This window comes from Mucilaginibacter sp. 14171R-50 (assembly GCF_010093045.1).
GTDB lineage: Bacteria > Bacteroidota > Bacteroidia > Sphingobacteriales > Sphingobacteriaceae > Mucilaginibacter.
On the sequence record NZ_CP048115.1, the window covers coordinates 4,147,388 to 4,167,723 of the forward strand.

Annotated in this window: 18 protein-coding genes and 1 tRNA gene; 10 read left to right on the top strand and 9 right to left on the bottom strand. The window is 43.9% G+C overall.

Annotated features, from left to right (window positions below; genetic code table 11):
- Positions 1-71: 71 nt before the first annotated feature.
- The 4 genes from GWR56_RS20660 to GWR56_RS18775 form a co-directional block, all read right to left on the bottom strand.
- Positions 72-707 (bottom strand): MgtC/SapB family protein, encoded by a 636-nt coding sequence (locus GWR56_RS20660; RefSeq protein ID WP_162432733.1) that lies wholly within the window; start codon positions 705-707, stop codon positions 72-74.
- Between the two features lie 53 nt (positions 708-760).
- Positions 761-1,615 carry an SDR family NAD(P)-dependent oxidoreductase gene (locus GWR56_RS18765; protein WP_162432734.1) on the bottom strand — a complete coding sequence of 285 codons (855 nt, stop codon included), beginning with the start codon at positions 1,613-1,615 and terminating at the stop codon, positions 761-763.
- Between the two features lie 64 nt (positions 1,616-1,679).
- Entirely contained in the window at positions 1,680-2,582 is a 903-nt protein-coding gene (locus GWR56_RS18770; RefSeq protein WP_162432735.1) for an AraC family transcriptional regulator, read from the bottom strand.
- 91 nt (positions 2,583-2,673) lie between these two features.
- On the bottom strand, positions 2,674-3,657 hold the full coding sequence (locus tag GWR56_RS18775) for a D-alanine--D-alanine ligase (RefSeq protein ID WP_162432736.1): 984 nt from the start codon (positions 3,655-3,657) through the stop codon (positions 2,674-2,676).
- A gap of 147 nt (positions 3,658-3,804) precedes the next feature.
- Between GWR56_RS18775 and GWR56_RS18780 the strand changes: the two genes are divergently transcribed.
- The 9 genes from GWR56_RS18780 to GWR56_RS18820 all read left to right on the top strand — a co-directional run bounded on the left by GWR56_RS18780 (position 3,805) and on the right by GWR56_RS18820 (position 9,437).
- Positions 3,805-3,966, top strand: coding sequence for a hypothetical protein (locus GWR56_RS18780; protein WP_162432737.1), 162 nt, complete (start codon positions 3,805-3,807; stop codon positions 3,964-3,966).
- A gap of 176 nt (positions 3,967-4,142) precedes the next feature.
- The gene (locus GWR56_RS18785; RefSeq protein WP_162432738.1) at positions 4,143-4,844 is read left to right on the top strand and encodes a hypothetical protein; all 702 of its coding nucleotides are present in this window, start codon (positions 4,143-4,145) and stop codon (positions 4,842-4,844) included.
- Between the two features lie 196 nt (positions 4,845-5,040).
- Complete coding sequence (locus tag GWR56_RS18790) at positions 5,041-5,286, top strand: hypothetical protein (RefSeq protein WP_162432739.1); 246 nt, start codon at positions 5,041-5,043, stop codon at positions 5,284-5,286.
- Between the two features lie 448 nt (positions 5,287-5,734).
- Positions 5,735-6,532 carry a PASTA domain-containing protein gene (locus tag GWR56_RS18795; RefSeq protein ID WP_162432740.1) on the top strand — a complete coding sequence of 266 codons (798 nt, stop codon included), beginning with the start codon at positions 5,735-5,737 and terminating at the stop codon, positions 6,530-6,532.
- Positions 6,516-6,827: a rhodanese-like domain-containing protein gene (locus tag GWR56_RS18800; protein ID WP_162432741.1), complete on the top strand. Its 312-nt coding sequence runs from the start codon at positions 6,516-6,518 to the stop codon at positions 6,825-6,827. Before GWR56_RS18795 ends, GWR56_RS18800 begins: the two co-directional genes overlap by 17 nt.
- A gap of 19 nt (positions 6,828-6,846) precedes the next feature.
- Positions 6,847-7,866 (top strand): endolytic transglycosylase MltG, encoded by a 1,020-nt coding sequence (gene mltG / locus GWR56_RS18805; RefSeq protein ID WP_162432742.1) that lies wholly within the window; start codon positions 6,847-6,849, stop codon positions 7,864-7,866.
- Positions 7,866-8,273 carry a thioesterase family protein gene (locus GWR56_RS18810; protein ID WP_162432743.1) on the top strand — a complete coding sequence of 136 codons (408 nt, stop codon included), beginning with the start codon at positions 7,866-7,868 and terminating at the stop codon, positions 8,271-8,273. The genes mltG and GWR56_RS18810 overlap by 1 nt, the downstream gene beginning before the upstream one ends.
- 11 nt (positions 8,274-8,284) lie before the next feature.
- Positions 8,285-9,265, top strand: a complete 981-nt coding sequence (locus tag GWR56_RS18815; protein ID WP_162432744.1) for a YihY/virulence factor BrkB family protein — start codon at positions 8,285-8,287, stop codon at positions 9,263-9,265.
- An 87-nt stretch (positions 9,266-9,352) separates the two neighbouring features.
- Positions 9,353-9,437: transfer RNA gene (locus GWR56_RS18820), tRNA-Ser, on the top strand.
- A 234-nt stretch (positions 9,438-9,671) separates the two neighbouring features.
- On the opposite strand, the gene GWR56_RS18825 is transcribed toward GWR56_RS18820, so the two are convergent.
- Positions 9,672-12,023, bottom strand: coding sequence for an alpha-L-rhamnosidase C-terminal domain-containing protein (locus GWR56_RS18825; protein WP_162432745.1), 2,352 nt, complete (start codon positions 12,021-12,023; stop codon positions 9,672-9,674).
- Positions 12,024-12,119: 96 nt separating this feature from the next.
- Here GWR56_RS18825 and GWR56_RS18830 point away from each other — a divergent pair, with 96 nt between their 5' ends.
- Positions 12,120-14,783: a glycoside hydrolase family 2 TIM barrel-domain containing protein gene (locus tag GWR56_RS18830; RefSeq protein WP_162432746.1), complete on the top strand. Its 2,664-nt coding sequence runs from the start codon at positions 12,120-12,122 to the stop codon at positions 14,781-14,783.
- Between the two features lie 8 nt (positions 14,784-14,791).
- Here the strand turns inward: GWR56_RS18830 and GWR56_RS18835 are convergent, their stop codons facing one another.
- The 4 genes from GWR56_RS18835 to GWR56_RS18850 form a co-directional block, all read right to left on the bottom strand.
- Positions 14,792-15,832, bottom strand: a complete 1,041-nt coding sequence (locus GWR56_RS18835) for a LacI family DNA-binding transcriptional regulator (RefSeq protein ID WP_238395267.1) — start codon at positions 15,830-15,832, stop codon at positions 14,792-14,794.
- Between the two features lie 118 nt (positions 15,833-15,950).
- Positions 15,951-17,174, bottom strand: coding sequence for a sugar MFS transporter (locus GWR56_RS18840; protein WP_162432747.1), 1,224 nt, complete (start codon positions 17,172-17,174; stop codon positions 15,951-15,953).
- Between the two features lie 85 nt (positions 17,175-17,259).
- Positions 17,260-19,545, bottom strand: coding sequence for a GH92 family glycosyl hydrolase (locus tag GWR56_RS18845; protein ID WP_162432748.1), 2,286 nt, complete (start codon positions 19,543-19,545; stop codon positions 17,260-17,262).
- A gap of 95 nt (positions 19,546-19,640) precedes the next feature.
- On the bottom strand, positions 19,641-20,303 hold the full coding sequence (locus GWR56_RS18850) for an SGNH/GDSL hydrolase family protein (RefSeq protein ID WP_162432749.1): 663 nt from the start codon (positions 20,301-20,303) through the stop codon (positions 19,641-19,643).
- Positions 20,304-20,336 lie beyond the last annotated feature (33 nt).

Consider the following 20,336-nt stretch of genomic DNA (forward strand, 5'->3'; position numbering starts at 1 on the left):
TTTGGTTTTCGATTTTCAAATATCAGCAGCTTTCTAACGAATCATGTAACATTGCTGTAATATCATCAATATTAATGGAAGTTTTTTATTGCAGGCATGTTAACCATTTCTTCGCTTAATAGGTCAACATTCTTTTTAATGCCTGTTACGTGCATCACCGCGCAAAGCACATCTTCGTTTTTAAACACTTCTACACGTTTGCTTTTTAGCCGGTGCTTTTTTATCACTTCTTCAAGGACCTGTAAATCAGCTATATCAGCACTGCTAAAGCTTATATTAAACACTTTATTCTTATTCATCTTTCCTATCAGCAACTCCACTTTATCTACCAATACCAATATGATCATCGTGATGATCGTGAAGACAAACGCCAGGGAGTGATAGCCAATTCCGGTGGTCATCCCTATTGCTGCGGCGGTCCATATTACTGCTGCGGTAGTTAACCCCATTACCGACATCCTGTCCTTAAAGATCACGCCAGCCCCTATAAAGCCTATACCGGTAATGATATTGGCAGCTATGCGGTCGTCGGTACCCGCCCCGTGCCTTGATACGATAGTGAATATGGTTGAGCCAAGGGTGATCAAAACAATTGTTCTAAAGCCCGTCGACTTGTTTTTGTACTCCCGCTCGAAGCCTATAATCCCCCCGCATATTACCGACATCACCATGCTGATGATATCTTCCAGTTCAATTGTAAAGTCCATATCACAGCAACAGAAAACCTGGCGGGTTGTTCAGTTATTTCTGTTAAACAACATTAAGCGCTGTAAGCCATCGATTTGCTTAACTCTTCGTTAAAGCGAAACTCCTTTTCCAGTTTTTCCAACTGCGCCATAGCACGGTCGTAGGCATCTGCACCAAGTAATAAATGTAAGGGCGGGTTGTCCTGGTAAGCAACGTTGATTATGGCTGCTGCGGCTTTTTCCGGATCGCCGGCCTGCTGACCGTGGTAGCCAAGATATCTTTCTAACGAGGCCCCCACCTCTTGATAATCATCAATACGGCTTTTAGCTATCGCTATAGACTCGGGCGTTAAAAAGCTTGTCCGGAAATCCCCGGGCGCAACCACCGTTACTTTAACTCCAAACTCACGAACATCTTCGGCCAGCACTGTTGATAGGCCCTCAACGGCAAATTTTGTAGCCGCGTAAACCGACCAGCCCACCCCGGGCGCAAAACCCGCTATTGAGGAAATATTGATAATATGGCCAGATTTCTGGTAGCGCATATAAGGCATTACCATGCGTATAACATTTAAGGTGCCGAACACGTTTACGTCAAAACTATCCCGGCTCTCTTTGTCGGTTAATTCCTCAATGCTGCCACCAATTCCATAACCGGCATTGTTAATTACAACATCTATGCGGCCAAAGGTTTTTTTTGTTTGATGAAGCGCGCAGCCAACGCTATCTTCATTTGCCAGATCAACTTCGATAGGTAAGAAATTGTCGGCGGCTGATCCTACGGCTATCACAAGTTGAGCAAGATCGCGTGATGTTGCCGCTACATTTTGCCCCGATGCAAGCAACTGTTTTACCAGGCTCAGGCCTAAACCTTTAGACGCCCCTGTGATAAACCATGTTTTTGTGTTTTCTGTATTATTGATTTGCATGATACAAAATTAAGGTGACAAAACGCCCGACAGTTTACATCTTTCAAACCAATAATTACAAAATTCAAACAGTACGATAAGAAGAGGGTGTTGCGTTAGTTAATTTTTTGAAAAAATTATTAAAATGAGCCGGCTCTTCAAAACCAAGGCAGTAGCTTATTTCAGATACATTCCAGGTGGTGTGTTTTAGGAGGGCCTTTGCTTCGCTGGCTAAGCGCTGCGAAATATGGTGCGTGGTTGTTTTACCCGTGGTTTGGCGGATAGCCCTGTTCAGGTGGTTAACATGCACCGACAGTTTATCGGCAAAATCCTTAGCCGAGCGCAGGTTAAACCGCTGCGACGGCGTTTCGATAGGGAACTGCCTCTCCAGCAGTTCGGTAAATATGGCAGTGATGCGCGAATTAGCGTCAGGGTGCTGATACAGCACTTCCTGCGGCTGGATCTTTAACGCGTAGTGGATAAGCTCGGTAAGGTAATTACGCAGCAGGTCGTACTTGAAACGGTAGTCTGAATTTATTTCGCCCAGCATTTTATCAAAAACCTGGGATACATCTGCTTCCTGTTGAGCATTTAAGCTGTAGGTAAAGGTGCCGTTGGGCATAAACATAGGCAGATCGTGCATGTTGCGCCGCAGCATTTCGGTAAAGAAAGACTCCCTGAAGATACAGAACGCACCCGAGCGTATGTTATCGTGGTGCTCAAAGGTATACGGAACCGTGGGGTTAAAAAAAACAAGCGTGCAGCCCTCTATTTCGATACTTTTATCTGCATAATGGACGATATTTTTGCCACGCACCATACTGATCTTATAAAAGTCGCGCCGCGCGTAAACTATTGGTTTTGCCTCCGGGCGGTAGCAATCCTCTAACCTGAAAACGTTGAAGTGACCAATATCCTGGCTCAGGTTATCAGGTAACCAGTTAAACTTCTGTTTATAAAAATCTTCTATCGTTTCTGTAACTGCCATAAGGCAAAGTTACGTAATTCAAACATACGCCATTATAAATCCCCGAAAAAAACCGAAAAAATTTGGTAAAATTCCAGAAAATTGCGGTCCGTTACATGGCTCCTTCTATAAGCTGACCGTAAAAATCGGTAACGCTCATACCTGCCGCCCTCACCTGCTGGGGGATCAGGCTATTGGCCGATTGCCCCGGGGTGGTATTCACTTCTATAAAGTAAAACTCCTGGCTGCCCTCCAATAAAATAAAATCTATACGCACCATACCCCGGCAATTCAGCCGCAGGTAAATTTGGGTAACGATATCAGCTATTTCGCGATTTTTTGCTTCCGGCAAGTCGGCCGGTGTAATTTCCTCAGAAACGCCGGGAGTGTACTTCGCCTCATAGTCGAAAAAGTCCTTCGAGCTGATGATCTCGGTGGCAGGCAGTACCGTCACCTTGCCGTTAAGGCGGGCTATGCCAATACTAAACTCGCGGCCCTCTATAAACTCTTCTATCAGTACCTGGGTATCTTCTTTAAAGGCTTTTTCAATGGCCTCATGCAAACCGCTAACGTTATAAACCTTGCTCATGCCTACGCTGCTGCCGCCATTGTTTGGTTTAATGAACAGCGGGAACTTTAGCGTTGATGCGATAGTAGCGGTGTCATGTTCGTCATGTTGGTGCAACTGAATGGACCGGGCGGTATGCAACCCATGTATGCCCTGTACAATGGCCTTGGTGTAAGCCTTGTTCATGGTAATGGCAGATGTGGTAGAATCGCAGGTGTTATACGGAATGCCTATCATATCCAGGTAACCCTGCAGTTTACCATCTTCGCCGGGTGTGCCGTGTATGGTGATGAACGCAAAGTCAAATTTTATCTTTTCGCCATTCAGGGTTAGGCTGAAGTCGTTTTTATCTATATCGATACTCCCCTGAGCGGTTTCGAAAACCCAGTTATTGCGGTTTATCAGTATGGTATAAACCGTATATTTTGATGCATCCAGACTGGCGGCGATGTTTTTAGCGCTGTTGATAGATACTTCGTACTCGCCGGTAAAGCCACCGGCCAAAAGGGCTACGTTTAAGGTTTTCATGATAGCCAAAGATAGTTTTTTTTGGTTTTGTTGGGTGGGAATTTCTCTTTATAGAAGTTTGTGCTTGGTGAACGTTAGTGTGATGCTTAAGCCGGTCCGCTCACTCTGACAAGAATCCCTGCGCTCCTCATTTTTATTTTGAACCTGATGAACGGAACGTTAGCCAAAACTGCGGCATTGGCCTGTTCTGATAGCACAAGCATTGATAAAGCACACCCTTTCACAGAGCAGGACGCAGCCGCGACTTTTCTTTTTGGTACTTTTTCTTTTGAGAGAAAAGAAAAAGTACATCCACTGACACTGATATAGCACAACACATTCCTAACGAAGAACTGGCCAGTGCTTTCATGGCCGTTAGTCCGCTCAATTGCCGCGGGGGGCTGTTACTTTGTCTTGATAGGAGACTATTACCTGTTAGACCATCTTAAGTAAATTTCTTACATCTGATTTTGATTATTACATTAGTAGTCTAAATCTAAAATCGCGTGGATTACCTGTTGTACCTTTCTTATATAGGCGCACTTTATGGGCTATTTAAAGTGTTATACGATATGTATAAATCTAAGAAATGGATTGAAATCCGTAAAAGTCCCGAATTTGTTATAATGATAATTTCTGTTGCGATAGTGACTTGTTTCTTTATTCCATGGAGTAAATTTCATTTTGGTGATGTTAAACCTAGAATAGTTTATGTCCAATTACCTGTAAATAAAACAGATTCACTTGGAAAATTACCCGTAAAAACTTTAAAAGAACCACCTCATGTAGCAAACCCAATATTTAAATCAATATCAGTAGGTAATGTAGCGACTGATACAAAAAAAGATGAATACATACCAAAAAGCTCTTCTAAATATGATTTAAGTAACGCCCAATTGAGCCAGAGCGCTGTTGGCGACCATGCAAAGGTTGAAATTTATAATGATGGCAAGGTATTACATCCATCTGACGATTTTATAAAAGCCATTATTGATTCAACACGCAACACAAAATCACAAATTTACATCGAGTATCATACTGCACAAGCTAAGAAGAATAGAGCATACAGTATAGAAATAATGAAGAAGTTGATAGGTAAAGGATTTACTAATGTCTCGATAATGGATTCTACTAATACGAATCTTTCCAGTAATCCTCCAATATGGAAATCCGATGGCACTGTAATTGTCTTTGTATCAAAATACTAAAGACCTACAAAAAATCTTTACATCCATTGAACAACAGTTTAGTGAATGAGTCGGTTCTTTAGTTACTTTCTTTTAAGAGAAAATAAAAAGTATATCCACCGACCCTGATATAGCCCAACACATTCCTAACGAAGAACTGGCCTGTGCTTTAATGGCCGTTAGTCCGCTCATTGCCGCGGAGGGCTGTTACTTTGTCTTGATACAAAGTAACCAAAAATCAAGTCAGCAAAAAGGCTTCTTTGCCGCACATGGCCATTACCTGCAAAGCATGCAGAACCACGGGCTGCAAAATCTTGCCTCAACTTCGTTCGCACATAGCCATGCGCTTCAGGCAAGTATTGCTATGCCCTTGCCCCGCTCAAGGCCACCATCGTTCTGCCCGCTTTCGCCCGAAGCTGCTTTGCTGACGACAGAAAACATTAACCGTCATTGCGAGCGATAGCGTGGCAATCTTCGATAGAAAAGCAATCCGCAAGAAAAAGCACCGCCTTAACGACACCGCAAAATGCGGCATTGGCCTGTTCGGGTAGTACAGGCATTGCCTTAGCACACCCTTTTCATAGAACAGGGCGCAGCCGCGACTTTTCTTTTTGGTACTTTTTCTTTTGAGAGAAAAGAAAAAGTACATCCACTGACGATTCATACTCCTCACTGCCATTCCTAACGTAGAAGAGATAAGTGCTGTGCTTTCATAATGATAGCCCGCTCATTGCTATTCCCAACCGACAACCACCATGACAAGATCGCTTATCCGCATACTTGTTGGTACAACGCTGGCCGGCAATGATATAGCAGAATTACCCCAGCCTGCTCAAGGCAAAATCCGAAATTGAAAATCCGAAATCCGAAATCAATTCATTATGTTTGAACTTAATTTCCAACAAAAACGCATGAGTAATTTTTGGGCTTATTTAAAAACCAGGCAATTCCGCAACACTGTTTTATTGGTTATAGCCACGGTTATCAGCATTGTTTTAATAGCGTTTTTTAGTCTTAGCTCGTACACACGCCACGGGCAGGGCATACCCGTGCCTTCGCTTAAGGGCCTTAATGTTGACAGGGCAATGGACCGCCTTAAAGAACAGGGGTTTAACTTCAAGATAGATTCGGTTTATGTACCCGACCAGGCCCCCGGTACCATTGTAGAGCAGGACCCTGACGCCGGTACCAACGTAAAAGAAAACCGCACCATATACCTTACCATGGTTACGCAGCAGGCGCCGCCTGTATCGCTGCCCGACCTGATCACCGAGCAAAGCATTTATCGCGAAGCTGTAGCTACTTTATCAAATTATGGCCTTAAAGTTGGCGACACCACCTACCGGTCGGACATTGCGCGCGACCGCGTGCTGGAAGTGCGTTTTGGCGGGCTGGTAATAAAGCCCGGCACAAAGATACCGAAAGGCTCAAAGCTTGACCTGGTGCTGGGCAATGGCGCTGGCGCAAGCGAAGTAGATATCCCCGACCTGGTGAACCTTGACCTTGATGCTGCCAGATTTGCTGTTAAGGGGGCCGGATTGACCATGGGCACCATTACTTACCAGGGTACTATCACCGATTCTACAAACGTTGTGGTGGTATCGCAAATACCTGCACGTACCGATTCGTTGAGCAAAACCAGTATAGGTACACGTGTTAATTTAACGGTATCACAAAGCAAGCCGATAAGCGATGCACCAGCAAATTGATGCCGAAGCATTAAGCCGGCGCATACAAAAACGCGAACCGCTAAACCTGCTCGACGTAAGGGAAGTTATTGAATATCATACCTTTAATATCGGCGGGCAAAATATTCCGGCAGGTAAGCTTAAACACAACTTTAGCAACATTAAATACAACAAAACCGACGAGATAATCGTTATTTGCAGTGCCGGTATCAGGAGCGCGGCGGCGCAGGCACTACTGGCCGAAAGCGGGTTTACCAATGTGGTAAACCTTACGGGTGGCCTTAAAGCGCTGCAAAAACATAACAGTAAACAATAACAATCTTTCCGTTATATATATGAAAAAATTTTGGATAGCGCTGGTGGTTATCATCATCATATCACTGGCCGGTACAGGCATATTTTATTACCTGCGCTTTTTTGGGCCAAACGTTACTGATAAGCAAGAGTACCTTTATATTAAAACCGGATCCAACCTTGACGATGTATATCAATCTATTACACAACAAGGCATAGTAAAAGATACTACTTCGTTTTTACAGGCCGCCCATAGCATGAAATACATGAAAGTTAAGCCGGGCAAATACCGTTTAAAAGCGGGCATGAGCAATCGCAGCCTTATAAATATGCTTAAGGCGGGCAACCAGGAGCCGGTGAACGTTGCCTTCCACAATATACGCCTCAAAGATCAGTTTGCAGGGTTTATATCGAAAAAGATCGAGGCTGATTCGGTTTCGATCCTACGATTGCTCGATTCGGCTAAATTTGCCGAACAATATGGTTTTACTACCGATAATATTTATACGGTTTTTATCCCCAACTCGTACCAGGTGTACTGGAACACATCCGCCGAGAAATTTTTTAAGCGCATGTATGCCAACTACGAGAAATTCTGGACGCCCGAGCGCAGGCAAAAAGCTGCGGCCATTAACTTAACCCCGCAGGAAGTATCTGTATTAGCGTCGATTGTGGATGCCGAAGCCCTGCACGACGACGAAATGCCGGCCATTGCAGGCCTTTACCTGAACCGCCTTAAAAAAGGCATGAAACTGCAGGCCGACCCTACCGTTATTTTCGCGGTGAATGATTTTACCATAAAACGCGTACTTAACCGCTACCTGGTTACCAACTCGCCTTATAACACCTATCTGCATACCGGTTTGCCCCCGGGACCCATCATGATGCCCTCGGTAAATGCTATTAACGCTGTGCTGAATTATAAAAAGAGCGATTACCTGTACATGTGCGCTAAAGAAGATTTTAGCGGTTATCATAATTTTGCGGATAACGAAGCCGAGCACCGTGTAAATGCCCGCAAATTTCAGCAGGCGCTTAACGACAGGAATATAAAACGCTGATGTTTGAGAACGCTACAAAACTGAGGGTTAGGTACGGCGAAACCGACCAGATGGGTTATATGTACTACGGCAACTACGCCGAGTTTTTTGAGGTGGGCCGTGTAGAAATGCTGCGCAGCCTGGGCCTTACTTACAGCGGCATGGAAGCATCGGGTGTTATGATGCCCGTGCTGGAGCTAAAATGCAAATATCTTAAACCCGCGCGCTACGACGAGGAAATTACCATAAACGTAATTATGGATAAGATGCCGGGCGTGAAGATCCATTTCAGGTACGAGTTGTTTAACGAAAAAAACGAACTGATACACATTGGCGAAACGCTGCTGGCTTTTATTAACATGAAAACAAACCGCCCCTGCCTGCCGCCTGCCGATTTTATTGAAAAATTAAAGCCGTTTTTTGAGTAATTTTAACTGCGATGAGATGGGTGCACAGATTTTTATTGAACTTTAAGTTTTACCAATACATCACCGATTGGACAAAAACGGTTTACATACCTGGTTTCAGGCCCCTGCCCCTTTATACTGTTGTTGTTTTTTTTATTCAGGAGATCTATAAAACATCGCTGGCTAACCGCGCCGCCGCGCTGGCCTACAACTTTATGCTGGCGCTTTTCCCGGCCATTATATTTTTATTTACGTTAATTGCTTACATACCCGTTAAAGGCTTTCAGTCAGACCTCTTAAGCCTTTTTGCAATGATAATGCCTGCCAACGCTTATACTGCGTTTCACGATACCATATTTGATATTATTGCGCGGCAAAATGGTAAATTACTGTCGGTAGGCTTTATAACCGCTTTATATTTTGCCACAAACGGCGTTAGCAATTTAATGCAGGCCTTTAACAAATCATCCCTGATACTGGAAACCCGTACCTGGCTAAAAAGGCGGCTTATCGCCCTTATCCTTACTGTAGTTATAAGCATTGCTTTACTTATAGCTATTATTATTATGATAGCCGGACAAGCGGTTATACATTTTATACAACACAAACTGCATAGCCAGGCCGAGGTATGGTTCTGGTTGATAGCATTCTCGCGCTGGCTCATCATTTTGGTGATATTCTTCACCAGCATTTGCATATTGTACCGCTATGGCCCGTCAAATAAGCGTAAATGGAAGTTTATAAACCCGGGCTCTATACTGGCAACATCGCTTGCCATTGTAACATCGGTAGGTTTTACTTATTACACCAACAACTTCTCATCGTACAATACGGTGTACGGTGCAATAGGTACGCTGATAGTGGTAATGGTTTACATGTATTTAAACTCCATGATACTGCTTATCGGGTTTGAACTAAACGCGAGTGTAGACCTTTCCAAGCGTACTGTACGCATTGCAAAACCGCGCTATAACACCTTCCGTACCAAAAAACCGAGCGAAGACGGTAAGTAACGCAATGATTGCCAACCTTTTATAAATACTTTAAAAAAAGTATAAATGAGGTTTGGCAATTCGGCCCGGATTTGTACTTTTGTCCCCGGAGAGTTGGCAGAGTGGTCGATTGCGGCAGTCTTGAAAACTGTTGACTGTAACAGGTCCTGGGGTTCGAATCCCTAACTCTCCGCTAAAACATTTAAAAGTGTAAAAGCCCTTTAATCTATCGATTAAAGGGCTCTTTTTTGTCATTGCTTACCAAAACTCGCACCTTATCGCAAAACGCTTTTGCGTCTTTCGTCTGCAGGCTGTGCTGTACGCGAATATTGCTTAAAAGCAAGGCTACAGACAATTACCTGCATTAAATTTGCACTTTATACCCCCGGCTGGTATCAACTCCTTTAACAGCAATTGTTATTTACGGTTAAATAAAAAAAGAATTGCTTCCTGCTTTTAGTGGATATCGCCTGGCTTTCCAAATTAATACACCTGTAGTTTGCCGCGGAAGATTGATATTTATTGTCCACTTACCCTTATTGAAGGTATAAGCAGCAGTAATTTTCCCGTTTGGATGGGGTATTTCGCCACTAATCGTTGTGAGTTTGCCCAGGTGGGGCTCAATTTCCACCTTACCGAATCCCGGTGCGTTGCTGTTTATTCCTAAAACAGTCCTAAAAAACTCAATGTTAGGACTCGCGCCCCAGGCATGGCAATCAGACCGGGAGGTGTTAACATCCGAATATTCTGCCCATGTAGTAAGGCCCATTGCTATATTTTTACGGTAAATATCTAACCAGTTCATATAATCATTTCCCAAACCCGCTTTTACAAGTGCCTGGTTCAAATAATATTTAAAGTAAATTGAGCATTGGGTTAAGCTTGTATCGCTAAGCATCCTGTTAGCTACAGCAGCCATATCCGCCTTGCCTACCACACCTGACAGTATGGCCAGTGCGTTAGTATGCTGCGAGTAACCGTTCTTTTCTTTAGTATCGGCATATAATTTTTTAACCGGGTCCCAGTACTTTCGCTTTATGGTAGCTTTTAATTGCGTTGCTTTAGCGGCATATATCACGGCATAGTCGTGCAGCCCAATTTTTGCTTCCATGTCAGCCGCCCATTGGTAAGCCATAAGTAACTGCAGGTCGTAAATAGCGGCGCTGCCGTCTTTACCCTTAACCTCACCCCACATATTACCTTCCCAGTCAACAAACGCCCAATACGGAGTATCTTTTAATGAGCCATCAGCCTGTTGGTATTTACTAAAAAAATCCAGCACGCCCCTTTCCCCCAGAAGCTTGTCTTTAACAAATGCATTATCGCCACGGTACATCCAGTAATCATGCAGCATGCCAATATACCATAACGAGAACGTTGATATAACCTGTGTGCCTTTGGAAGGGTAACAGCTGCTGGTTACGCCTTCGGGCAAACGCGAATGGTCGATCTGAGTAAGGGCGTTACGCGCCAGCCGGTCATCATCGGTATTATAGTATGATATCATGGCCTGTATGCGGGTATCGCCAATGTATTGCAACTGCTCGTAATATGGGCAGTCCATATACGTTTCCCAGGCGTTAAGCCTTACGGTACGCCAACCAATGTCAAGCATTTGTTTTATTTCGGCATTATCCGTGTTAAGTATTGCCGTTCGCTTAAATGGGTAACCCGTAAATGTACCATACAGATCATTAATAGTCAGTGGCTCATTTTTGGTTTGTACTATAAGCCTTAAATAACGGTAGGTACGAAAGTTTAATGTGGTAAACGATTGCCCATCGCTGCCATCAGCTATCAGGCTGTCTATTCTTCCTACAAACTCCTTTCCTTCTACTTCATCACGGTTACCTTTTATAACGCCCTTACTGCCTTTTTTGTAAAGCGATTCCGCATACCCAATTGATAGCCCCGCATCTTTACCACCACTAAAATTTAGCGTTACATAGGCATTTGTTTCAAAGGTTTGGTCGAGCAATATGACAGCGGTTGTATTGGCGGGCACAGTTACAGGTGCCTTATGCTCAGGAAACCCAGCAGGAATGCTTACGCCGGAAGCACGGCGCAATTTTAGCAGGCGCTGGTAGGTCATTTCCCTTGCAGGCAATGTAGAAGGTACCAAAGCCCAATTTATACCCCAGGCCATACCTTTTAGTTTTCCATCAGCCAGTTTGACGGCCTCCGGCCAAGTTTTGTCATTATAATCGATAGTTGTCCAGTCGCCTTTAACAGCTTCGTTCATATTAACCATTTCGCCCTTGCTGGCTGCAAAAAAATAACCCGGCACAGGCTGATGGCCTATATCGCGAATGCCCTTCCAGGTGTTATTGGTATTTAATATCTCTTCGGTTGAAGTATTTCCTTGTAAAATAAACCCGGTACGTACGCTTATCTGCGCGGCAGGGCTATATTGGGCTTCGTTCCAAACCAGTGCTGCTACTATATTTTTTCCGGCAGAGAGATAGGGTGCAATGTCAACAGTTTCATAGTTCCAGTAATAGGTATCGCCTCGTGCAGGCCCTAACGATACCAACGTACCATTAACATATAATTTATAGCGGTTATCTGCCGATACATGAACAATGAACGATGAAGGCTTAACCCCTACACTAAAACTTTTACGAAAGTAGAAAACGCCGTAGCTGCTGCCATTATCTCCCTGTGCACCTATCCATTGCGCATTCCAGCCGCTTTTGGCAATTTTCGTATCGGCAGTTTGGGCATCGGTGTAGTCAACCAAACTTAAAAGTAAAAGCAGTACGGTAAAAAAGCGTTTCATGGCTGTTCTTTAAAATTAGGCGGCAATATAATAAAATAGTTATTAAATCGATTTAGCTAATTTTTTATAAATTGCGTGCCGATAATAATTAGCTCTATGCGATATATTTTAAAGTTTACTTTAAACACCTTTTTCTTACTGGTGCTGCAGGCCGCAACACAGGCCCAATCTGTTAAATTAAACTGGAAACTGTTCCCGCAGGATGACAGGTTGTATACGCTGGAACAAATGTCGGTGCCCGGTTTCTGTACAAATAACTGGATAGATGGTGTTGTACCCGGAACTGTATTTTACGCTTATGTTAAAGCCGGCAAGGAGAAAGATCCGGATTATGCGGATAATATTTACCAGGTTGATAAATCAAAATATAACAGGCCTTTTTGGTATCGTTCTGAGTTTTTGTCGTCGGCCTTTAAACCTGGCAAAACCGTTTGGCTCAATTTTAATGGTATACACAAACGCGGCGAGATCTATGTAAACGGGCAGCATATAGGCAGCATAAAAGGGCTTGTAGAAAGGGGAAGGTATAACATTACCAATATACTTAACACTAAAGCGCCAAACGTTATTTTGGTCTTAACCGTGCCGCCTCGAAATGACCCGGAACACAAGCACCCACTTGCCAACTGGGAAAGCCCAACTTACATTAGTAGTGGTAGCTGGGACTGGATGCCCGAAGTGCCGGGCTTAAACAGCGGTATTACCGATACGGTTAGCTTAACAACTACCGGGCCTGTGACAGTGACCGACCCATGGGTGCATACTCAATTAAAGGATCTAAACGCCGCTGATCTAACGGTGGGGGCAAATCTCCAAAATACATCGTCGCGCACTGTAAGCGGTACGTTGAAGTTTGTTATCAATCCGGGCAATATTACCGTTAACGGCCCTCAAATAAAATTAAGGCCAAACAGCTTCGAAAATGTGACCTATAACGAAGGACAGTTTGCGCAGCTGCATATTAAATCGCCAAAATTGTGGTGGCCAACTGGCTATGGAGGTAATGCAAATGGGACACAGCATCTTTATACCTGCAGTGTTAGCTTTGAAGTTGATGGCGCAGGGGTATCAGACAGGGTGATTAAAACCTTCGGGATAAGAAAAATAAGCGCAGACACCACTTCGGTAAACGGCCCGTTACGGGTTTACATCAACAACGTGCCTGTACTTTTAAAAGGTGGTAATTGGGGAATGAGTGATTATATGCTTAAGGCACGTGGCAAGGATTACGAAACACGCATAAGGTTTCATCAGGATATGAATTTCAATATCATCCGTAACTGGACGGGTGAAGTTACAGACGAAGCTTTTTATAATTATTGTGATAAATACGGCATAATGGTATGGGATGATTTTTGGCTGAACAACTTTGGCCAGATTGACAGCCTGGGCATTTTTAAAACCAACGCCATCGAAAAAGTTAAAAAGTTAAGGCACCACCCATCAATTGTAATTTGGTGCGGCGCTAACGAGGGCGTACCCGGTGGCGATCCTAACGGCCCGTTAAATAATACCATTAAAGCAGCCATTAAAAACAACGACAGCGACGACAGGATTTACCTTGCCCGTTCAAATGCCGGCGAAACAAACCCTAATTTTTCCATTCATGGTGGCAGCCGCGTACTGTCAGGCAGCGGGCTTTGGAGCAATACCGACCCCAAAACTTACTTTACGGACCCTCATAACGGCTATCTTTTTTCAAAGGACTCGTATGGTATGCGGAGCGAACTGGGCACCGCCACGTTTGTAAATGCAGAAAGCTTTAAAAAATTTATGCCTCAAGAATATTGGGTTGCCCCTACCCCTGAAGCAGTTAACAGCAAAACCAATATGTGGGCCAGGCATTACTTTAGTACCGACGGCAGCCTTGGCGGTGGGGCCGATCCGGTTAAATATATTAACACTATAAATAACAGTTATGGGAAGGCGACGTCTTTAGAGGATTTTTGCAAAAAAGCCCAGATGCTGAACGTAGAAACCATGAAGGCCATGTATGAATCATGGAATGATCATATGTGGAAGGACGCTACGGGGATGCTGATATGGATGAGCCAGTCTGCTTATCCGTCTATGATATGGCAAACCTACGACTATTACTACGACCTTACCGGGGCTTACTTCGGCGCAAAAAAAGCATGCGAACCTGTACATATTCAATGGAACGCGGCCAATAATTCTGTTAAGGTAATTAACAATAAAGCTTACAGCATAGAAGGATTGCGGGCAGCCGCATTTGTTTACGATATGAACGGCAAGATTGTGCCTGCTTATACTATAACCAAAAGTTTGAATGTAGCACCGGCATCGGCCACAGAAGCATTTGTGGCATTTAGTAATGCCGGTAGCAGCCCGGCATTATCTGCTGTACATTTTTTAAAGCTCAGGCTTACCAATAAAGCAGGAAAACTTGTGTCCGAAAACTTTTACTGGATAGGTAACGCTTATCTTGATTATACTGCCTTAAATAAAATGCCGCGGGTGGGCACAAGCTTATTGCACAGCAAGGTTAAAGTATCCACGGCAAAAAATGGCATTAATAGGTTGCTTACGTACCGCATAATTAATACTTCAAAAAACACGGCGGCGTTCGGTGTCAGGGCTCAATTGGTTGATAAGGCGGGCAAACAGCTTTTGCCGGCCTTGTATAACGATGGTTACTTCTCGTTGATGCAGGGAGAGGCAAAAACGCTTAAAGTAGAAATAGACCCCAAACTGCTTACGCGGGGGTATAACCTACAAATAAAGGCATACAACAATTAATCAGGGAATTATTGAGTTACAGCTACCGGCTTCTCAGCTTTTTTTGACGACCCCCGGATGTGAAAATCCGTTTTCAGGATAATAGATTGAGAGCTGATGTGCTGAGATAATGTATTTAATTTATTAAGCAATACGGTTATTACACTATCTGCTATAGCTTCAATAGGCTGGGCTATGGCACTAACTGGGGGCGAAAAAAGTTTAAAAACGTCATAGTCGTCAAAAGAAACAACCGCCAGATCATCCGGTACATTTAAGCCCAGGCTGTTAATTACCTTTAAGCCGCAGGTACCTACGTGGTTGGTACCAAAAAATACGGCGTCGAGGTTTTTGTGTTTTTTCAGGAAAGTATTCAGCGGGCCCATAATAAGTTCTTCGTCCCGGCTAAATACAATTTCCTTTATAAAGGGCTTTAAGCTGTTCTCTTCTAAAGCATCTTTATAACCCTTTAAACGGGCCTGCATTTGCGTTTGGTTTGAGGCAAATGTGATATATCCAATATTTTTGTAACCTTGCTGTATCAAATGCATCGTAGCATTATAGGCGCTAAAAAGGTTGTCTATCTCCACAAAATCGGTATTTACCTTTGGCAAATGCCTGTCAAACAGCACTACCGGCATCCCGTCTTTAATTAGCGAGCTAATATCATCCTCAATACCTTCGGGCGGGGCAATAATATAACCGTCTACGTGCCTGTCGCGAAACATATTGATCAGTTCGCGCGTTTTTTCAGTATCATTATCGGTACTACAGTAAATAATCTTGTAGCCATTTTTGTAGGCACGGTCTTCAATTAAGCGGGCTATAGATGCAAAAAAAGGATTGGAAATATCTTCGACCATTAACCCTATAATGTTTGATTTACCGGTACGCAGGCTTTTGGCCAGCGAGTTTGGCTTATAGCCTACTTCATCTACAAATTTTTGCACACGCTCAACAAGTTCCTTTCCAATCCTTTTCTCTTGTGCACGGCCATTCAAAATAAACGAAATGGTGGTTTTTGATACATTTAAGTGGTTGGCAATATCGACTATGGAGAGTTTTTTCACGGCTATATCAGTAAGATCAAAATATAATTATAGATAAAAATAGCATTTATATATCATTAAATCGATTTATTGCTACTTCGGCTAAATCGGCGCGAGCGGTTTAATATATCAGCGTACCTTAAACACTGTTTTTGTTAAGGCGCTTATAACTAAATCCAAACAAGAAGATAACAGCATAACAAACTATTGGCAGGTAGTAGGCAGTAGCTACATTATGGTTAGCTATCTGCCCCATTAGTAACGGAAACAGCCCGCCGCCTACCACCCCCATCACTATAAATGATGAGGCCTGTTGTGTTTGCCTGCCCATGTTTTTTAAGCCAAGGCTAAATATTGTTGGGAACATGATGCTGAAAAAGAAATTGATAAATAACAACGCAATAAATGAGGGCCAGCCAAAGCCCTGTGCTACAATAAGGCACATCACAATATTACATAAAGCAAATGCCGCTAATAGTTTGCTGGGGGCTATGTAACGCATTAGCAAAGTGCCGGCGAAACGCCCTATCATCATCATGATCATACTAAGCGAAAAAAAGTATCCCGCCTTGCTATCGCTGAAGTGCATAATATCGTGCCCGTAATTGATAAAGAAGGCCCAGGTACCGCCTTGCGCCGCTACATTAAATAACTGCGCTATTACGGCAAAAACAAAATGCTTATGTTGGAAAAGTTTTTTATTGGCATGAGGCACTTCTGTTGGCGAATAAGAATCTGTTGAGATACTATGTGGGTCTACCAGAGAGGGCACTTTTACAAAGGAAAATGTCACTGCTATTACGGCTATAACCGCGCCAATAACAATGTAAAGATGTTTTACCGAAACGAGGTCCTGCTCCTGGCCGAAAATAAAATAGCTGCCTATTATGGGGCCGATAATGCCGCCGACGCCGTTAAACGCCTGCGAAAAATTAATACGCTGGTCGCTGGTGCGCTGGTCGCCCAGAGAGGCTACAAAAGGATGCGCCACGGTTTCTAATGTTGCCATGCCGCAGGCCAGTATAAATAATGCTATCCTGAAAAAAGTGAACGACTCGGCATTGGCAGCAGGTATAAATAAAAACGCACCCGCAGAATAAAGCAGCAGCCCAAGTAAAACACCGCTTTTATACCCAAACCTTTTCATGAAAAGACCGGCCGGTATCCCCATAACAAAGTAGGCGCCGAATATAGAGAACTGTACATAAGCCGAACGGGCTTTGCTTATATTCAGCACATTTTGAAAATGCCTGTTCAATACATCACCAAGCGTCATGGATATGCCCCACATTAAAAACAACGAGGTTACAAATATGAGCACTAACAGATATTTGCGTTCGGTAAACTTTGGTTTGCTATCCATAGTTTCGGTAATTGGTGCCGTAAATTAACTCAAATATTCACACTACCAAAAGCTTATTGTTAACTTTTGATTCGAAAGCTTTTACTTAATATTGCCTGTTAGCCTTTGATAGCGAAAATGGTTTATCCTCAATTGCCAGGCCGCGTGTAAGGTTAGGTTTATTGCCCATTTCCAAATGCAGCGTGCCGCCGTTCATGATGTCGGCATGGCTTATCCAATTGTGTGTGTACGGTTTACCGTTGAGCGTGGCCGACTGGATATAAACATTTTGCTTGCTGTTATTATTGGCCTCGACAATGAATTTATTGCCATTTTCGAGCGTAATGGTCATCTTACTAAATAGCGGGCTGCCTACCACGTATTGGTCGGTACCGGGGCAAACACTGTAAAACCCCGCGGCACTCAACACAAACCATGATGACATCTGGCCCTCGTCTTCGTCACCCGGGTACCCGTTCTCGGTGGCGTTATACATTTTGTCCATTACCTCGCGCAGGTGCTGCTGGGCTTTCCAAGGCTGGCCCGCATAGTTATACATATACAGCATGTGGTGAATAGGTTCGTTACCCTGGGCGAACTGGCCCATTTTAAAGGCTGCCATTTCCGTCATCTCATGTATAACTGTGCCGTAGCCGCCCACTTTTATAGTTCCCGGCTCAGTAAATACCGAATCCATTTTAGCTGTAAAGTTTTTATCGCCTCCCATCAAATTGATAAGCCCCTGCGTATCCTGAAAAACTGACCATGTCCAATGCCAGGCATTACCTTCGGTATACGGCCCGCCCCAGTCCATAGGGTCAAAAGGTTCTATCCAATTCCCCTTGGCGTCTTTAGCGCGCATAAACCGCGTTTTGGGGTCAAACAGGTTCTTATAATTATACATTTGGCGGGCAAACACGTCTTCGTAATATTTATTGCCGGTTGCTTTTGCCAACTGGTAAGCGCAAAAATCGTCGTAAGCAAATTCTAATGTCCACGCGGTTGCACCTTCTGTTTGCTTAGTATACGGCACATAACCATCGGCAAAGTATTCCTTCCAGCCGGGGCGGCCATTGGCGCTGCCCCATGGGCCTTTGTTTGTAGCTTCGTGATAATAGGCTTCCAGCGCCTGTTTGGGGTCAAAGGTGCGGATGCCTTTAATCCATGCATCTGCCAGCAGCGATATCGAATGGTTGCCCAGCATGCCCCCGGTTTCGGCCGGGAACGACCACGCAGGCAGCCAGCCGCACTGTTTTTGCGCATCCAGCAGGGCCTGTACCAGTTGGCCCTCCATTTTGGGATGCATAATGGTATTTAGCGGGAACTGCGCCCTGAAAGTATCCCAAAAACCGTTATCGGTGTACATATAACCATCGTGCAGCTTACCGTCATACGGACTATAGTAATACGGTTTACCATCTTTACCATACTCAAAAAACCGGTGCGAGAAAAGATTGGCGTGATAAAGGCATGAGTAAAATGTGGCCTTTTCTTTTTCGGTTCCCCCTTCCACCGCCATACGGCCCAGCAGGGTGTTCCAAACCTTATCGGCCGCTTTGCGGGTATCATTAAACGAATGGTATTTACCCAGTTCGGTTTGCAGCGTAAGCTCAGCCTGTTCCGGGCTGATGTATGACGAGGCTACCTTAGCCTCCACTTTTTCCCCATCCTTAAATTTAATGTATGCTCCGGCACCTTCACCTTCGGCTTCTTTGTTTTTAGCTTTTAAAGTGTTTCTTTTATTCTCCCAGGTGCCATAACCGGTGAATGGCTTATCAAAAGTAATAACAAAATAATTTTTGAAATTTTGCGGTGCCCAGCGGCAATTGTTTACGTAGCCTGTTATGGTGCGCTTAACCGGGTCTATACTTACCATGCTCATTTTTGTATAGCCATCTAAAACCAGGTAAGAGCCTTTACCTTTCGGGAAAGTAAACCGCAGGTTGGCGCCACGCTCGGTTGGTGTCATTTCTGTGGTGATACCGTTATCCAGTTTAACACTGTAATAGCTTGGCTGGGCTGTCTCGTTATCATGACTGAACGATGCCGCGCGTTCATCCTCGTTCACCACCAGTTTACCTGTTACGGGCATTACCGAAAATACAGCATAATCGTTTACCCACGAGCTGCACTGATGCGACTGCTGAAAACCTCTGATCGTTTTTTCGAAATATTGATACTTCCAGCCGTCGCCATTTTTGCCTGTTTGTGGTGTCCAGGTGTTCATGCCAAAAGGCAGCGAGGTAGCCGGATAGGTGTTACCGTACGAGAACTCGTATTTAGTGTTGGTACCCTGCCGCGTGTTTACATATTTAACCAGGTTAGCTTGCTGCGCCTGTAAGGCGTTTACCAAAAATAATGCAGCAGCGCAAAAAATAAGAGGCTTTTTCATTAAGTATAAAATAAATACAGTGCGGTTAGCTATATTCCAAAAAAGGGGGCGCTCCCACCCCCTTTAATCAAAATATAAAACCAACTAAAATTATGCTATTTAATAAGCGTTTTGTAAAGCACATCGGCTACAAGCTTATTACCTGTAGCGTTAAGGTGTACCCCATCAACTGTAAGGATATCCCTATCCTTATTCTGCGGGTTATTTTTTAATGCATATTCATGAAACAGTTTTCTAAAATCAACAAGGCCGCAATTATTTTGTGCAGCAACGTCGCGGATGATCTGCGAATACCTGTTCAGGTCGCCATCCAGTTCATTGCTATAATCTGTTTTTTCGCCGATGCTGGCGGGTGTGCAAATGGTAACCTTAATGCCTTTGGCCTGTAATTTTTTTATTAGCGCTGTGTAAAACTTAGCAAATTTGTCCCAATCGGTGCCGGTACCAAACAACCGTTTGTGCCAAACATCATTAACGCCTACCCATATTACTACCATATCGGGGTTTTTGGCCAATACATCGTCTTCGTAACGCAGGTACAGGTCGTATATCTTGTTACCGCCTATGCCTGCTCCGGCAGCTTCATAGTTGCCTTCCTGTTTATTATCCTTCAGCTTTTGCTGAAAAAGGGTGATAAAGCCATCCGGTTTTACGCCGTATTCGGTAATAGAATCGCCAAAGAACACTATCTTAACAGGCTTTACCGGCTGAAAACTGCACATAACTACTACTATGGCAAGCATTAAACATTTTTTCATAAGGGAGTTAAACGGTTTTGCTAAATTGATTTA

What these genes read in the sequence shown, in the direction of transcription:
- GWR56_RS20660 (WP_162432733.1), bottom strand. Translation starts at nt 707, where the DNA reads ATGGACTTTACAATTGAACTGGAAGATATCATCAGCATGGTGATGTCG.
- GWR56_RS18765 (WP_162432734.1), bottom strand. Translation starts at nt 1,615, where the DNA reads ATGCAAATCAATAATACAGAAAACACAAAAACATGGTTTATCACAGGG.
- GWR56_RS18770 (WP_162432735.1), bottom strand. Translation starts at nt 2,582, where the DNA reads ATGGCAGTTACAGAAACGATAGAAGATTTTTATAAACAGAAGTTTAAC.
- GWR56_RS18775 (WP_162432736.1), bottom strand. Translation starts at nt 3,657, where the DNA reads ATGAAAACCTTAAACGTAGCCCTTTTGGCCGGTGGCTTTACCGGCGAG.
- GWR56_RS18780 (WP_162432737.1), top strand. Translation starts at nt 3,805, where the DNA reads ATGAACGGAACGTTAGCCAAAACTGCGGCATTGGCCTGTTCTGATAGC.
- GWR56_RS18795 (WP_162432740.1), top strand. Translation starts at nt 5,735, where the DNA reads ATGAGTAATTTTTGGGCTTATTTAAAAACCAGGCAATTCCGCAACACT.
- GWR56_RS18800 (WP_162432741.1), top strand. Translation starts at nt 6,516, where the DNA reads ATGCACCAGCAAATTGATGCCGAAGCATTAAGCCGGCGCATACAAAAA.
- mltG (WP_162432742.1), top strand. Translation starts at nt 6,847, where the DNA reads ATGAAAAAATTTTGGATAGCGCTGGTGGTTATCATCATCATATCACTG.
- GWR56_RS18810 (WP_162432743.1), top strand. Translation starts at nt 7,866, where the DNA reads ATGTTTGAGAACGCTACAAAACTGAGGGTTAGGTACGGCGAAACCGAC.
- GWR56_RS18815 (WP_162432744.1), top strand. Translation starts at nt 8,285, where the DNA reads ATGAGATGGGTGCACAGATTTTTATTGAACTTTAAGTTTTACCAATAC.
- GWR56_RS18825 (WP_162432745.1), bottom strand. Translation starts at nt 12,023, where the DNA reads ATGAAACGCTTTTTTACCGTACTGCTTTTACTTTTAAGTTTGGTTGAC.
- GWR56_RS18830 (WP_162432746.1), top strand. Translation starts at nt 12,120, where the DNA reads ATGCGATATATTTTAAAGTTTACTTTAAACACCTTTTTCTTACTGGTG.
- GWR56_RS18840 (WP_162432747.1), bottom strand. Translation starts at nt 17,174, where the DNA reads ATGGATAGCAAACCAAAGTTTACCGAACGCAAATATCTGTTAGTGCTC.
- GWR56_RS18845 (WP_162432748.1), bottom strand. Translation starts at nt 19,545, where the DNA reads ATGAAAAAGCCTCTTATTTTTTGCGCTGCTGCATTATTTTTGGTAAAC.
- GWR56_RS18850 (WP_162432749.1), bottom strand. Translation starts at nt 20,303, where the DNA reads ATGAAAAAATGTTTAATGCTTGCCATAGTAGTAGTTATGTGCAGTTTT.